Source organism: Corynebacterium jeddahense (genome assembly GCF_028609865.1).
Classification (GTDB): Bacteria; Actinomycetota; Actinomycetes; order Mycobacteriales; family Mycobacteriaceae; genus Corynebacterium; species Corynebacterium jeddahense.
Genome location: NZ_CP063194.1, coordinates 1,860,988 through 1,874,193, shown reverse-complemented (window position 1 = coordinate 1,874,193; position 13,206 = coordinate 1,860,988). Strand labels below are relative to the sequence as shown.

Below are 13,206 nucleotides of genomic sequence, written 5' to 3'. Positions count from 1 at the left end.
GTTAATCCTCGTCAGGTTCGTATAACTGATCTTCGAGCTCCTCGGGCTTTTGCTTTCCTCGGAGCTTCCGGCCCTTGTTCAGATCCTTTACTTCCCGCATCCGCGGTTCGGGATCGATCTTGTTGGCAATCGCCTTGCGTGCGGAGTCGGTAATCTGCTTCGTCACGGGCGAATTCACGACGGCCTGGGTGGCATTGACAATCTGGTGATAACGCTTGCGACCAGCTTTCGTACCGAGGACGTAGCCAGCCGCGGCTCCGATGGCGTATTGGTACATGCAAGTTATCTTACCTGTGAGTTGAGAATAGAAAATATCCTTAAAGGCGCTGCATAAGCCAGCCGTGTAATACGTTGTAAATAGCTAGCTTTTTTCACAATGAAGTTTGCGAGGAACCCGTGGCTGCATCAAAGCCCAAAATCATGACAGTCTATGGCACTCGGCCAGAGGCGATCAAGGTTGCACCAGTTGTCAGCGCTTTGCAGGACGACGACCGCTTTGAGACCGTCGTTGTCTCGACTGGCCAGCATCGCGAGATGTTGGAGCAGGTAAATAAGCGTTTCGGAATTGTACCAGACTACGACATGGCATTGATGAAGCCGGGCCAGTCTCTTAACGAATTGGTTTCCCGTGCCCTTGTTGGACTTGATGAGATCGTCGTTCGAGAGCAACCAGATGCGATAATTTCTCAAGGCGATACTTCCACTGCCATGGCGGCGGCCTTGGCAGGGTTCCACCGTGGCGTGAAAATCGTACATCTCGAAGCCGGACTCCGTACGGGAAATATTTTTTCGCCGTATCCGGAGGAAGCAAATCGGAAAATCATCGGCCAGGTAGCCAGTCTGCATCTCGCGACGACCGCGGAATCAAAGGGAAACCTGCGACGCGAAAACTTCCGGACGAAGGACATCGTAGTTGCAGGTAATACGGTCATCGATGCGCTGCTGGCCGCTTCCGAGTGGGACGTCAATTTCGAGGATCCCCACCTTGAAGCCCTCCGTGGTGGAGACAAGCGCGTCATACTAGTTACCACTCACCGTAGAGAAAACTTTGATGCTATGACTGAGATTGGTGGCGCCGTACAGGATTTGGCCAAGAAATACCCGGATCACACCTTTGCGCTTCCGCTCCATCTCAACCCCAAGGTGCGCGAAGCAGTGCTGCCAGAGGTGAAAGATCTGCGCAACGTCATCATCACCGACCCTTTGCCGTACGACCAGTTCACCGCACTGCTGTCCATGGCCCACATCGTGCTGACAGATTCTGGCGGAGTGCAGGAAGAAGCGCCGTCCTTGGGAAAGCCGGTATTGGTGATGCGCGAGAACACGGAGCGCCCCGAGGCCGTCGTTGCAGGCACGGTCAAGCTGGTAGGAACGGATCGTGAGCGAATCGTGGCTGAGGCGTCAAACCTCCTCGATCACGAAGCCGCCTACGCAGCCATGGCCAACGCGGTTAACCCGTACGGTGATGGCAAGGCCGCGGCTCGCGCCGTGGCCGCGATCGCTGCACTCACGGGTGTCGGTGAACGTGTTGCCGAGTTCGAGCCTAGGGACACGGAGCAGCAGTAGTCCTGGCACTTGAGCGTTTCGTCTGTTCTTCCAGTCGCGGGTTATAGTATTGGATGGCTAACTGCCAGTAGGGGCTATAGCTCAGTCGGTTAGAGCCGCGGACTCATAATCCGCTGGTCGCGGGTTCGAGCCCCGCTGGCCCCACCCGTACAAGACGAGTCGTTTGAGGAGGAACACTCTGCGAATCCTTCTCATTACCCAGTACTGGGCCCCCGAAAACGGTGTTCCCCAGCGGCGTTGGGCATGGCTGACTAGGGTACTGGAAAACGCGGGGCACGAGGTCATCGTCGTTGCCCCGCCGCCGCACTACCTCCGCAACGTGGGCGTGAAGGAGTGGTGTGCGCAAAAGGGCTACCGTTCACGCATTGAGCTGCGAGATGGGCAGCCAGGACGGGTTATTGTGCGGTCTGGGTATGTGCCCGGGGGTTCGTCGATAACCAAAAAGGTGCTTAATCAGCTCGCCGTGGCCGCGGGCGGTCTGTATGTTATTTTTCGACGGAGGGGCGCACTCGCGGACTTTGAGCCCGAAATCGTGATAGGTACGGTGCCGGCTTTGCCAACTGCTCTGGTTACCGCCGTGTCTGCGTGGAGATTCAAGGCTCCGTACATCATCGACTTGCGGGACGCGTGGCCCGAGCTACTCACCGTTTCAGACCGGTGGAATGCCTCCACGGGACGGCCGTCTCTGCGGCAGCGGCTGCTAACCAAAGGGCCTCTGCAGGTGGCCATCAAGGCAACCGATGTCTGGCTAGATCGAATTCTGCAGCACTCAGCAGCCGTTATTTCCACATCGAGCTACCTCGCGGATGACTTGCAACGGCGTACCTCTCAGGGCCGCCGGACCTATACGGTCAGAAACGTGTTTCCGCCCGAAACACTGATATCAAAGCATGTCGATGTTTCCGGCTCCTCGGACCAACTCAATGTGCTCTACGCGGGCACACTGGGTCGCGCCCAGAACCTGTTCAACGCGCTGCTGGCTGCGCAGGAGGCAGAACGCCTCGGCGTGCGAGTGCATCTCCGGTTTGTGGGTGCCGGTGCGGCGAAGCAGGAGTTGATGCAGTCCGCGGATCGGCTCGGAATAGACGCGGTGTTTGAGCAGCGTCGCGGCGCCGATCTCCTCGAGGAGTGCTATGAGTGGGCCGATACTGCATTGGTTCACCTGACGGACTGGGCCCCATTGGCCAATGCGGTGCCGTCGAAGACGTACGAGCTCATGGATCAGGGGCTGCACATCTCGGGCGTTGTGGCGGGAGAGACCGCGGATATCATTTCAACCCTCCAGGCTGGCGATGTGGTTGAGCCGGAGAATCCGCAGGCGCTCGCGCAATTGTGGGTCGACCTTGCGCGCGATCGCTCGCGGCTGCAGGTGCCCAGAAAAGGGGCTGAGTGGGTGCACCAGCAACGGGAGAGCGCCGCGCCTGCAACGTTGCTGGAATGCGTGGAGTGGGTCTACTGGGTCCACTCGCGCCGAAACTGACTGAGCCGGATATGAATAAGCGAGCAGGATACACGTTTAGTCGCGCGCAGTTTGCCCCACTTGCGGCCAGCAGCTTTGCTGCCCAGATCGCACGAGATCCGGCGGCATTTGCATCGAAGGTGAGCACCCGGCTTACCGGCCGGCCCCTTCGCCTGTGGGGATCGGCTGGGGAACAGCTTCCAGGAGATTTTGCGGTTCCGATCTACAAATCTGACTACGGGGGCTTTAAAGGCACTGTCCTGCACGTCCTGACGAACTCGCTGCCCCACTCGACCGGCGGATACGCGATTCGCAGCCACGAAATACTCAAGGCGCAGGCAGAGATTGGGTTATCCCCGTCAGCGATCACCAGGCTGGGCTATCCGGTCAGTGTGGGCAAGATGCCAGCCGGAGCCTTTGAGCTTGTCGACGCCATCCAGTACGCCCGCGTACTCCCATCTTTCTACCCCCTTCGATTTGCGAAGCAAGTACGATTGCACGCCGATTGCATAGCCCGCGAAGCCGAGGAGCGTGGCGCTAGCGTCTTGCACACAACGACGCCGTGGCCAAACGCCGCAGCAACCTCCCTCGCTGCCGCCAAGTTGGGTATCCCATGGGTGTACGAAGTTCGGGGTGAGCCGGAGGCCACGTGGGCGGCGTACCAGCCAGCGGAATCTCAGCCGGAGCAGTCCGCATACTTTCACGCCGCGCGGGCGAAGGAGGAGGAAGCGATGCGGGCAGCCGCTGCGGTTGTCGTGCTGAGCCAAACCTCCAAGGAGGCGATCCAAGCGCGCGGCGTTCACGGTCGCATCGTTGTAGTGCCGAACGCGATCGATGCCGGCTCGCCCGCGAAACGGATAGACCAGGAGGAAGCCCGCCACGTACTCAAGCTGCCCCAGCGACGGTATGTCGGAGCCGTGAGCTCGGTGGTGGAGTACGAGGGCTTCGATACCCTCATCCGTTCGCTTCATCGCCTACCCCGAGACGTGGCGGTACTACTGGTCGGTGACGGCACTTACTTGCCAGCGCTGAAAAGGCTCGCCGCCACGGAACGACTAGCGGATCGAGTGGTGTTCGCAGGCCGCCAACCTACGACCCAAATCGCCCCCTGGTACTGCGCGCTCGACGTGTTTGTCTCACCCCGCGTAGACACGCCCGTCACTCGTACGGTCACACCGATGAAAACGCTCCAAGCACACGCGTTTGGCATCCCCGTAGTGGCTTCAGACCTGCCCGCGCTGCGGGAAGTGACCAGGCAAAAAGCGTTCTACTTCACGCCTGGCGATCCAGCTGCACTTGCACAGGCGATACGGATGGCCCTTGCCGCCCCCCGGAAAGCTGTTCCTAGCCTCCCAACGTGGGCGGACGCCGCCGGCACGTACTCCGAGCTCTACGCGAGTTTGTAGCTCGACGCAGATGTGAAACCGAGCGATCTAAGCGCAAGTTCGTCATTTTCCACCACCGCCCGAAGCGCAGCGTGGAAGACACTTTTCGGTGGAGCGATGTGGCCGTCGCCCCAGCCGCCAAACAGTAGCTGAATGTTGGGGCTATCACCGAAGGCCTTGACAAAGGGATCGAGGTGCCCGCGTATGTGGAAGACATCGGTGGAGTTTTGCATGTACAGAATCCGCGGCACCCGATCAGCCTCACCGAGTTTGTCGATCGCCGAATACCCTCCCGCTGCGAGGAACGCATCCCGGTCCCCACCCCAGGCAAGGTTGATGAACGTTTGCACGTGATCCTCGTGGTACAGCAACGCGTTGGTCTGGGCATTGGCTATCAAGGCTGTGGCACTGGGTATTGCCGCAGCCTGTACGAGCGAGGCGAATCCGCCGCCTGAGGAGCCGAACAGCACAATCCGCTTCGCGCCAACCGAAGCAGCAGTTTTGCGAATGATCCTTGTCGTGACCTGCTGCAGATCCGGCTGGAACCGGTTTCCGGCATGCCACGCCAACGGCAATTCGGGGGAGAGATACAAGGAAGGGTCCGTGAATGAGAGTCTTGCCAGGTTCAAACCGCTGGACACGTTCGCGCCGGAGAAGATCGGCAGCGCCGCATTGAGCTCGAGCGCCCCGTGGAACACGACCAACAATACGTCCGCGCGATTCCGCGTGAGCTCGAAATCAATGGGGAGGCCGCCGTGCCAGAGTGAGTGCACCCCTTTGCGCACACGCTTTGCGGCCTCAAACGCATCAATGTCGTGCCACACCGTTTGTATGGTGGGGAAGAAACCGACTGCTCTCTCCCGTGCAACGTGCGAATCGTCTGGGGAATTGAACAACGCTGGCGTCTGGTACACAGCGACTGCTCTGGAGACGTCGCGATGCACCCGCATCAGCTTGCGCCGGTACTCCCGTTTCTGCTCGTAAGAGAGTTCCATTGTCACACCTCCACGTGCTTGACGTTCATCCCGAACGTTTCGACTTCGGCGTTTGCCAGGATCTCTGCATCACTAATCGCCCAGGTGTGTTCGGTGTTACCGCGGATGCAGAGGTAGTTGAAGCTATCTGCTGAATACACCTTTCGCCCCTTGCGCTCCAGCCGTAGGAGAAAGTCGCTGTCCTCGCCCTTTGTTCGATCCGCGAACGGCGTGTCTGCAAACACCTCGCGCCAACCTACCAGCGTCGCCCCCGCGACGAAGTTGCGCCAGATGTGTTCCTGGTGCTTCCACCGCCTGGCTATCAGATTCGGGCCAGGCAGGTAGAAGTAGATCGATCCTTTCCCCACCACATCCGCATTCATGTTTACCAGCGTGTTGACCTGGTCGCGGAGGTAGTTGGGCAAGTAAAAATCATCATCATCAAATTTCGCTACAATCTCCCCGTTCGCAGCCTCCACGAGCGCGTTCAAGCATTCGCCAAGGCTTGTTTGGCTTGTCCGGTGCAGTACTTGCACCCCCTCAATCTCAGCCGCCTCGGCCCGGCGTGCGAACGAAGAATCAATTTCGACCCCATGTCCGAGGACAAGAAGTTCCACGCGCTGGTAGGTTTGGGCAGCCACTTGATCAAGCAAGTGCGAGAGTTCAAAGTCTCGGTTCGTTGAGCAGATCACACTCACCAGGGGCAATTCGCCTTCGCCCTCGCCCAGACCCAGCTCCCGGACGATTACCCTCGCCCGCTGCCGATACGTGTGTTCTTCCCACACGCGACGTAATGCGAGTTGTGTGGTGCGCCGACGCAGAAGCTCTGAAGTGAGCAACGACCGCAGAACTAGCTCAGCGTCATCGCTGGAACGCACCGACGGCACCTCTTCCGCGGTGAAGAAGTTCCGAAGCGCTGCCGACTCGGTGCTCACCACCGGTGTCCCCGACGCAGCAATCTCGAAGATCCGCCGTGCGCACATGCTCGGGCTCTCAACGACGGAGTTAACGTTCAAGAAGACCTTGAACGCCCTATACGCGGAAAGCATCTCGGGGTAGGGGAGCGAACCAACCACGTGCTTGCTCCACTTGGAAGGAAACTGGTACTTCGCATCCCCACCTGCATGACGGGAGAAGATGGTGAACTTGGCCTCGGACTGCTGGCTGATCCGGTGGGCTGCCCCCAACAGCAGATCCATCTGTTCTCGGCGCTGCTTGAACTTGTGCCGGAAGTACGTGCCTGCGAAAGCGATGTCGCCAGCAGTCTCGGGGACATCGTTGCGCGCCGGGTTCTGCAGTGCGGGCTGCGCGGCGAACGGAAGGACGAACACGTGCGCATTCGGAAAGAGCTGCTTGTAATCCGAAACCTTTCCTGAGTCTGTCGTAGCAATGAAGTCGAACAACGCGGCGGTTTCTCGGAAATCCTCGAAGTGTGCTGGATCCTCCTTGTTCCAGAAGACAGTGGGGACTCCGCGCTCCCGACACGTGGCGATTACATCTTGCAGCTCCTGCGAGGGCGCATGTTCCCCGACAAGCTGGTACTTCCAGGCGCCGCCACTGCCGGCCCAGGCGGACTCTACAAGCAGGAAATCCATCGCCGGAAGGTCCGCACCTGGTGTCACCTGGACTAAGTTAAGCTCTGGTGTCCACGCCGCTAAAGAGAACTCGTCCAGAATGCATCCGGCCGTCAGGTCGAAGTGAGGTGGCCGCTGGGGTAGTGCAAAAACGCTTCCCGGCACCACTGGTGGGAACCCCCCAGCCGAAACCCGCCGAACACGAGCCGCTTTCACCTGTTTCTGCGCTTTGCGCAGTTGATACACCACAGGTTTCGGAGCGTGGCGCAGGATGAAACGCTTCGCTCGTGTCACGGTGGCCCGCGCAACGCTGGAAAATGGGTGCGAGCGTCTCGCCATTTCGGTTCACTCCTAACAATTCAGTAATATTCCAATCATAGGTTGAGAGGAGCACAGGAATGCGTCGCAATTGCTCGCAGGCCGAGGACACTCACAAGGAAGCTGATCTACTGGGCGTCCAAGAACCCATTACAGTTGAAGTGAACATGCGCGGAATGCGCAAACTTAATGTACGCCCCCCGCTGCAGTTGTATCTACAACAGCTGTGGGGGAGAAGGCACTTCATTGTTACCGACGCTCGCTTTCGTGCTTTCCGCACGGCCAAGAGTTATAACCTGTGGCGCTTTTGGCTCATCGCGCAACCGCTGCTAGACGCCACCATGTACGGCATCATCTTCGGCTTCCTGCTGAAGACATCGCGCGGCGTGGAGAACTTCATTGGCTTCCTCATAATTGGCGTGACATTCTTCGGGTTCCTTACGTCTTTAGTCAATGGGGGCCAGTCCCTTGTGCAAACTTCGAAGAACCTCATCCAAGCGTTCTCGTTCCCCAAAGCCACGCTTGTTTTTTCCCAGTCCCTGAGGTATCTTATTGACAACCTGCCGGCACTGCTCATTGCAATTGTGTTTGCACTCGTGGCCCAGTGGCACAAGCCTATCTCGTGGACGGTCATCCTTGTTATCCCGCTCACATTTCTCGTGTGGGCGTTCGGTACCGGGCTCATGTTCATCGTCGCCCGCATCACCGCATTCCTGCCGGATTTCAAGGTGATCATCAGCGTAGGCATCCGTGCGTGGTTTTTCAGCTCGGGCATCTTCTTTCCGCTTGAGCGATACGCCCACTCGCCAATTCTGTACAAGATCTTCTCGTTGAACCCGGGGTATATCTTTCTCACCGCGATCCGCGACAGCGTGCTCTACGCCACCGTTCCATCCGCGCAAACCTGGCTCACCCTCATCGCCTGGAGCCTGGGCACGTTCATCGTCGGTCTCGTCTTCTTCTGGATGGCCGAGGAAAGGTACATCAATGTCCACGCATAACCCCGAAACTCAATCTGTCATCCAACACCCGGCAGTCGTCGCGCAGAACATCGGCAAGGATTACGTACTCACCGGCGCTGACGCAAGCGGCGGGCGCTCTTTCTGGAAGCAAAAGCGTGCCCGCACTGTCGACGCGCTTCGGGGGGTGACTTTCGTTGTACAGAAAGGCGAATCCATCGGTATCATCGGCCGTAACGGTTCTGGCAAGTCCACCTTGCTTCGTGTTATCGCAGGCAGCGAAGCGCCCACGTCCGGCACTATCCACGTGTCCTGCCAGCCCACTCTGCTCGGTGTCGCACCTGCCCTGCAGAGCTGGCTCACGGGCGAACAGAATGCGTACCTGGGACTCCTCGCCCTGGGCATGTCGCCAGACGAAGCCCGCGACACCGTCCCGAAGATCATCGAGTGGGCCGAGCTGGGAGAGGCAGCCACGCGCCCCATGGCCACTTACTCGTCCGGCATGGGTTCCAAGCTGAGCTTCGCAATCTCCACTTCGGTAAGGCCAGAGGTTTTGCTTGTCGACGAAGCCCTGTCCACCGGCGACTCCGCTTTCGGTGCGAAAGCCCACAAGAGGATGGAATCTCTCCTTCAAGATGCCGGAAACGTTTTCCTCGTTTCTCACATCCTCGATACGGTAAAAGAGAACTGCGACCGCACCATTTGGATCCATCGTGGTGACATGATCGCGGACGGCCACACGGATGAAGTCGTGCAGCGCTACCAGGAGTTTTCAAACCTGTTCCGCGATGGCGCAGAGGCGAAGGCGATCGAACTCCTCCGCCAAGTCCGCGCGACGCTTCCCGACATTACGATTCAGCCAGTCAAGGGCTAGCATCGCCGCTTGCTAGCGGAGGTAAAGTACTCCTCATGCATGTGCCCCGCACCTTTAAGCTCAACTTCGCCCTTACTTCACTTGGATTTGCCACATTGTCCGCGTCTCGACTTGCGGCGCCTGTACTGAAGAAGCACCAGCGAAGCACGATGGAAGGCGTGGGTCTCGCACTCATTGGCGTGGGTGAAGCTGCGAAACTCGTACGCAACGAGAAGGAATCACAGCGGGCAGCGGAGCGGGCAAAGACGACCGACCGCGCCCTTAACAGGATCCTGGCCAGGATCGAATCCCAACCGCGCGTAACCAAAGCTTCGAGGCGTCGCGCCGCGAAGCCCCGTAAGCTCGAGGAACACCGCGTTGCCGCCATCCTCGATGAGTTCTCCTATCACAGCTTCGCACTAGAATGCCAGCTCATCCCCATCACTCCGGAGAATTGGCGTGATCGTTTCGAGCAGGAACAACCGGATCTGTTCTTCTGCGAGTCGGCATGGTCGGGCAGCGACCCTATCGCACGCCCTTGGCGCGGCAAGATCTACGCCTCGGAGAACTTCTCGCACGAAAACCGTTCGGCTTTGCTCGATATTCTCCAGTACTGCAAGCGCGAGGGTATCCCTACCGTCTTCTGGAACAAAGAGGATCCCTCACATTTCGACGACCGTGCCCACAACTTCGTCGCCACCGCTACCCATTTCGACCATATCTTCACCACGGACGCCGCCTGTGTGCCTCGCTACCAGCAAGAATACGGCCACCCCAGTGTCCACGTCCTACAATTCGCGGCTCAGCCTAAATTGTTTAACCCCATCGAGATCACGCGCCGCAGCGATGATGCTGTCTTCGCCGGCGGCTGGTATGACAACCACGTCGAGCGCTCGAAGGATATGGTTACGATTTTTGATGCAGTCATTGCCTCCGGTCACAACCTCAAGATCTACGACCGTTACGCAAACTTTGCCGACGACACCACTCACATTTTCCCGCGGCGCTACCAGCCGTACATCAACCCGCCTGTCCCCGGCGACCAGGTAGCAAAGGTGTATAAGGAATCTACCCTTGGTATCACGCTGAACACTGAGACCGAATCGGAGACCATGTTTGCTCGCCGCATCTTTGAGCTCATGGCCTGCAACACCTTTGTCATCTCGAACTACTCGCGCGGTGTCGACCAGCTCTTCGGAGACACCGTCCTTTTCCTCGACCAACACCCAGAGGATCTCAGGGTATTGAGCACATTGCGAATCGACGACGCACGGCACCGTAACCTTAAAACAGTCCTGCGCGACCACACCTACCGTCACCGCTTTGAACAGATTGCCCGCGTAGCGGGTCTCGAGTTCGCGCCTACCGAACCGGCAGTGGCCGCTACTGCGGTGGTCACCGACCCCGCACAATCTGAAGCCGCCTTCACCTATCTCCGCCAGCTCAGCGGCCCCAACGTCGTTGCGAAGATCCTCCTCGTCGGCCCCACCGTCGAACCCTTCGACTACGGTCTGCTCCTGCGCGACTACAACCAAGACGGCGTGCAGGTGATCCGCTTCGCGGAGGATGCTCCGCGTAGGGGAGAGGTCCTCAGCGCTACTGAAGTAGACCACTTCCTCGTTTTCCCTGCCGCAACTCTGCCGGACCCTCTTAATCTGGAGGACACCCTCGAGGATCTATTGCTTCACGCCCAATATGCCCCGGGAGCCATAACTATGGCCCACAGCCAACAACCATTTACTTTCGTCACCCAGAGTCTGAAAGACACCGTATTGATTCCCGCAGTTGCGGCCGAACCAACCCTCGGCGCAGTCATCGCCAACCTACCCTTCGAGCAGCTTCTCATCGCCTAAGCTATGAACCCAATTGTCTCGGTCATCGTACCCAGCTACAACCCGGGCGCGAAGTTCACACAATGTCTTGCTTCGCTCGATCGGCTCCGCGAAGTCCTTGAATTTCAAGCCGTGCTCGTGGACGATTGCTCCACCGATTCCACCTATGCCCGTATTGTCCGTTTTGGGGGTACTCGCGACTGGGTCACCCCCCACCAGCTGGAACGGAACTCGGGTTCCCCCTCGAAGCCGCGTAACATCGGTCTAACACTCGCCACCGGCGATTACGTCATCTACCTGGACGCGGACGACCAAATCCTGCCAGAGGGCGTCATCGCCGCCCTCGATGTCGCCCGACGCACCAACGCCGACTTCGTCCGCGCTCCCTTGATTCGCGTCGACGGCGGCGGCGAACAGCTCATGAACACCATCGACAACTGGTCGGCCTTTCGCTCCCGTTCCGAGAAAGCTAAGGCGATCGTTCGCTTCCACAGCACAATCCCGACGGCCCTGTTTTCCCGCCAGTTCCTCCTGGATCATGCCCTCACTTGGTCCACGGATCTGCACATCGCGGAGGACGCCGTCTTCCTCTATCAGGCCTTGGCTGCTGGAACAGTGGAATACGCCGATGTGCCTCTGTACATTTACGATTCCACTTCGGTTGCAGGCCAAACTTCCGCGACACAGCGCTATGAGAATGCCGAAATGCGGAATCACATAATTGCCTGGTCCGAGTGTCAACGAATCTTGGCCACCTTAGGCATCGACTATTTCGCCACCCGTGGGCAAGTTGCCCTCCAGGCTGTCATCAGGAATATGATCCGTTACAATCGCAATGGTTTCGACCGCGACACGTTTCGCGAGTTTGGAAATCTTCTCCGCAGTCACCCATCGGTCGCCCAGTACACATACAATGACCGATTTGCTGAGATCCGTGATCTGATTCTGGCCGATCGATACGAGGATTTTCTAGAGGCAATCAAAGCCCGCATGGTTATTGCTGGCCCAGACTTGAAATTCATCATCCCGGCTCTCCCCACGCTAGAGCAACATTATCAAGTGTGTATTGATGAATGGTTGAGCCACGATGAGCATGACCAATTACGGAGCGAGAAGCTGCTCTCCTGGGCAGAAATAATCTTCTGTGAATGGATGCTGGGCAACGCAGTTTGGTATTCGGAACGTAAAAAACCAGAACAGCGTCTGGTGGTTCGCTTGCACCGTTTTGAACTAACAAAAGAGTACGGTTTGGATGTGGAGACAGAAAACGTTGATCGTTTCGTGGTGATTGCTCCGGCGCTCGTGGATGAGCTGCAAATCACATTCGGTATCCCGCGCACGAGGATTGCTTACGTGCCCAACTTCATACCAATCAACGATTACGACAGGGGAACGGATCCGAGCCGAGTCTTCAATCTAGCGATGGTCGGTTTCGTGCCCAAGCTCAAGGGCCTGCATCGGGCTCTCGAGCTACTCGCAGAGTTGCGCAAGTACGACAAACGCTACACTCTAAGTCTCTATGGAAAGCACCCGAGCGAATACCCGTGGGTCATGTCAAATCCCGAAGAGGTAGCTTACTTTGAGTACTGTAATCAAATCGTGCGTGAAAATAATCTAATGGACGCAGTGCATTTCGGCGGATGGATTGATACCAAAAAGGTACTTTCAAACGTGGGTTTCGTACTGTCCTTGAGCGACGTGGAAGGATCACATGTCGCGGCTACGGAGGGATTCGCATCAGGAGCGATTTCCCTAATTTTGCACTGGCCGGGAGCCCTATTCCTGTATCCGAAAAACTTCATCTTCAGAACGCTTGATGAAATATGTGGCTACATCTTGGACAAAAGTGACCAGCAAGTTTATGAAAGAGAACAGAAAATTGGAGCCGAAGCAATGAAGCGATTGTATAAATAGTGCCTTTTGGCGCTACTACAATGTTGCTTCGGAGGTCTAACGAATCGCCCAAGTTGCAAGATTCAACGATTAATCGAACTGGAGAATTGGTCTTACCGGAATCGACCGAGCTGAGTAAAACCGTATAACTTGCGATTAGGTCGATGGGATTGAAAAATTTTGCTCAACTCTATAGTGGTGATTAAGTGCGGGCGTCTACCAGGATATGACGAGTTTTCGATAAAGATTCCATGGCAGTCGCGCAGGGTCCCCACTAAAAGGGGGACGTCAAACTGACCGTGCGGCCGGTTGTGCGACTTGTGTTGAGCTGTCTAATTGTAGATAGAATGCTGGTCGGAACCAGGGGATTGCTTCGATACTATGCTCGAAGCA

General features: G+C 57.5%; 10 protein-coding genes and 1 tRNA gene. 8 read left to right on the top strand and 3 right to left on the bottom strand.

All coding sequences use genetic code 11. The features are described 5' to 3' along the window. Position 1: 1 nt before the first annotated feature. On the bottom strand, positions 2-277 hold the full coding sequence (locus tag CJEDD_RS09060) for a hypothetical protein (protein WP_042408447.1): 276 nt from the start codon (positions 275-277) through the stop codon (positions 2-4). Positions 278-420: 143 nt separating this feature from the next. Between CJEDD_RS09060 and wecB the strand changes: the two genes are divergently transcribed. The 4 genes from wecB (at position 421) to CJEDD_RS09040 (ending at position 4,431) form a co-directional block, all read left to right on the top strand. Next, positions 421-1,566: a non-hydrolyzing UDP-N-acetylglucosamine 2-epimerase gene (wecB, locus tag CJEDD_RS09055; protein ID WP_042408444.1), complete on the top strand. Its 1,146-nt coding sequence runs from the start codon at positions 421-423 to the stop codon at positions 1,564-1,566. 70 nt (positions 1,567-1,636) lie between these two features. Next, positions 1,637-1,710: transfer RNA gene (locus tag CJEDD_RS09050), tRNA-Ile, on the top strand. Positions 1,711-1,729: 19 nt separating this feature from the next. After that, positions 1,730-3,046 carry a glycosyltransferase family 4 protein gene (locus CJEDD_RS09045; RefSeq protein WP_273657488.1) on the top strand — a complete coding sequence of 439 codons (1,317 nt, stop codon included), beginning with the start codon at positions 1,730-1,732 and terminating at the stop codon, positions 3,044-3,046. 11 nt (positions 3,047-3,057) lie between these two features. Beyond that, a complete protein-coding gene (locus tag CJEDD_RS09040; RefSeq protein ID WP_052333798.1) occupies positions 3,058-4,431 on the top strand; it encodes a glycosyltransferase family 4 protein in 1,374 nt (457 codons plus the stop codon). Here CJEDD_RS09040 and CJEDD_RS09035 read toward each other — a convergent pair. Next, positions 4,416-5,405, bottom strand: coding sequence for a hypothetical protein (locus CJEDD_RS09035; RefSeq protein ID WP_042407464.1), 990 nt, complete (start codon positions 5,403-5,405; stop codon positions 4,416-4,418). The two genes, CJEDD_RS09040 and CJEDD_RS09035, sit on opposite strands and share 16 nt — an antisense overlap. Positions 5,406-5,407: 2 nt before the next feature. Further along, complete coding sequence (locus CJEDD_RS09030; protein ID WP_081764536.1) at positions 5,408-7,297, bottom strand: glycosyltransferase family protein; 1,890 nt, start codon at positions 7,295-7,297, stop codon at positions 5,408-5,410. A gap of 59 nt (positions 7,298-7,356) precedes the next feature. Here CJEDD_RS09030 and CJEDD_RS09025 point away from each other — a divergent pair, with 59 nt between their 5' ends. Genes CJEDD_RS09025 through CJEDD_RS09010 form a run of 4 tightly spaced genes read left to right on the top strand, consistent with a single transcriptional unit; the run spans position 7,357 to position 12,834 of the window. Next, entirely contained in the window at positions 7,357-8,277 is a 921-nt protein-coding gene (locus CJEDD_RS09025; RefSeq protein WP_042407467.1) for an ABC transporter permease, read from the top strand. After that, entirely contained in the window at positions 8,264-9,109 is an 846-nt protein-coding gene (locus CJEDD_RS09020) for an ABC transporter ATP-binding protein (RefSeq protein WP_042407472.1), read from the top strand. Before CJEDD_RS09025 ends, CJEDD_RS09020 begins: the two co-directional genes overlap by 14 nt. A gap of 35 nt (positions 9,110-9,144) precedes the next feature. After that, positions 9,145-10,941, top strand: a complete 1,797-nt coding sequence (locus CJEDD_RS09015; protein WP_052333800.1) for a CgeB family protein — start codon at positions 9,145-9,147, stop codon at positions 10,939-10,941. Between the two features lie 3 nt (positions 10,942-10,944). Then, positions 10,945-12,834 (top strand): glycosyltransferase, encoded by a 1,890-nt coding sequence (locus CJEDD_RS09010; protein ID WP_042407474.1) that lies wholly within the window; start codon positions 10,945-10,947, stop codon positions 12,832-12,834. Positions 12,835-13,206: the final 372 nt, after the last annotated feature.

What these genes read in the sequence shown, in the direction of transcription:
- CJEDD_RS09060 (WP_042408447.1), bottom strand. Translation starts at nt 277, where the DNA reads ATGTACCAATACGCCATCGGAGCCGCGGCTGGCTACGTCCTCGGTACG.
- wecB (WP_042408444.1), top strand. Translation starts at nt 421, where the DNA reads ATGACAGTCTATGGCACTCGGCCAGAGGCGATCAAGGTTGCACCAGTT.
- CJEDD_RS09040 (WP_052333798.1), top strand. Translation starts at nt 3,058, where the DNA reads ATGAATAAGCGAGCAGGATACACGTTTAGTCGCGCGCAGTTTGCCCCA.
- CJEDD_RS09035 (WP_042407464.1), bottom strand. Translation starts at nt 5,405, where the DNA reads ATGGAACTCTCTTACGAGCAGAAACGGGAGTACCGGCGCAAGCTGATG.
- CJEDD_RS09030 (WP_081764536.1), bottom strand. Translation starts at nt 7,297, where the DNA reads ATGGCGAGACGCTCGCACCCATTTTCCAGCGTTGCGCGGGCCACCGTG.
- CJEDD_RS09025 (WP_042407467.1), top strand. Translation starts at nt 7,357, where the DNA reads ATGCGTCGCAATTGCTCGCAGGCCGAGGACACTCACAAGGAAGCTGAT.
- CJEDD_RS09020 (WP_042407472.1), top strand. Translation starts at nt 8,264, where the DNA reads ATGTCCACGCATAACCCCGAAACTCAATCTGTCATCCAACACCCGGCA.
- CJEDD_RS09015 (WP_052333800.1), top strand. Translation starts at nt 9,145, where the DNA reads ATGCATGTGCCCCGCACCTTTAAGCTCAACTTCGCCCTTACTTCACTT.
- CJEDD_RS09010 (WP_042407474.1), top strand. Translation starts at nt 10,945, where the DNA reads ATGAACCCAATTGTCTCGGTCATCGTACCCAGCTACAACCCGGGCGCG.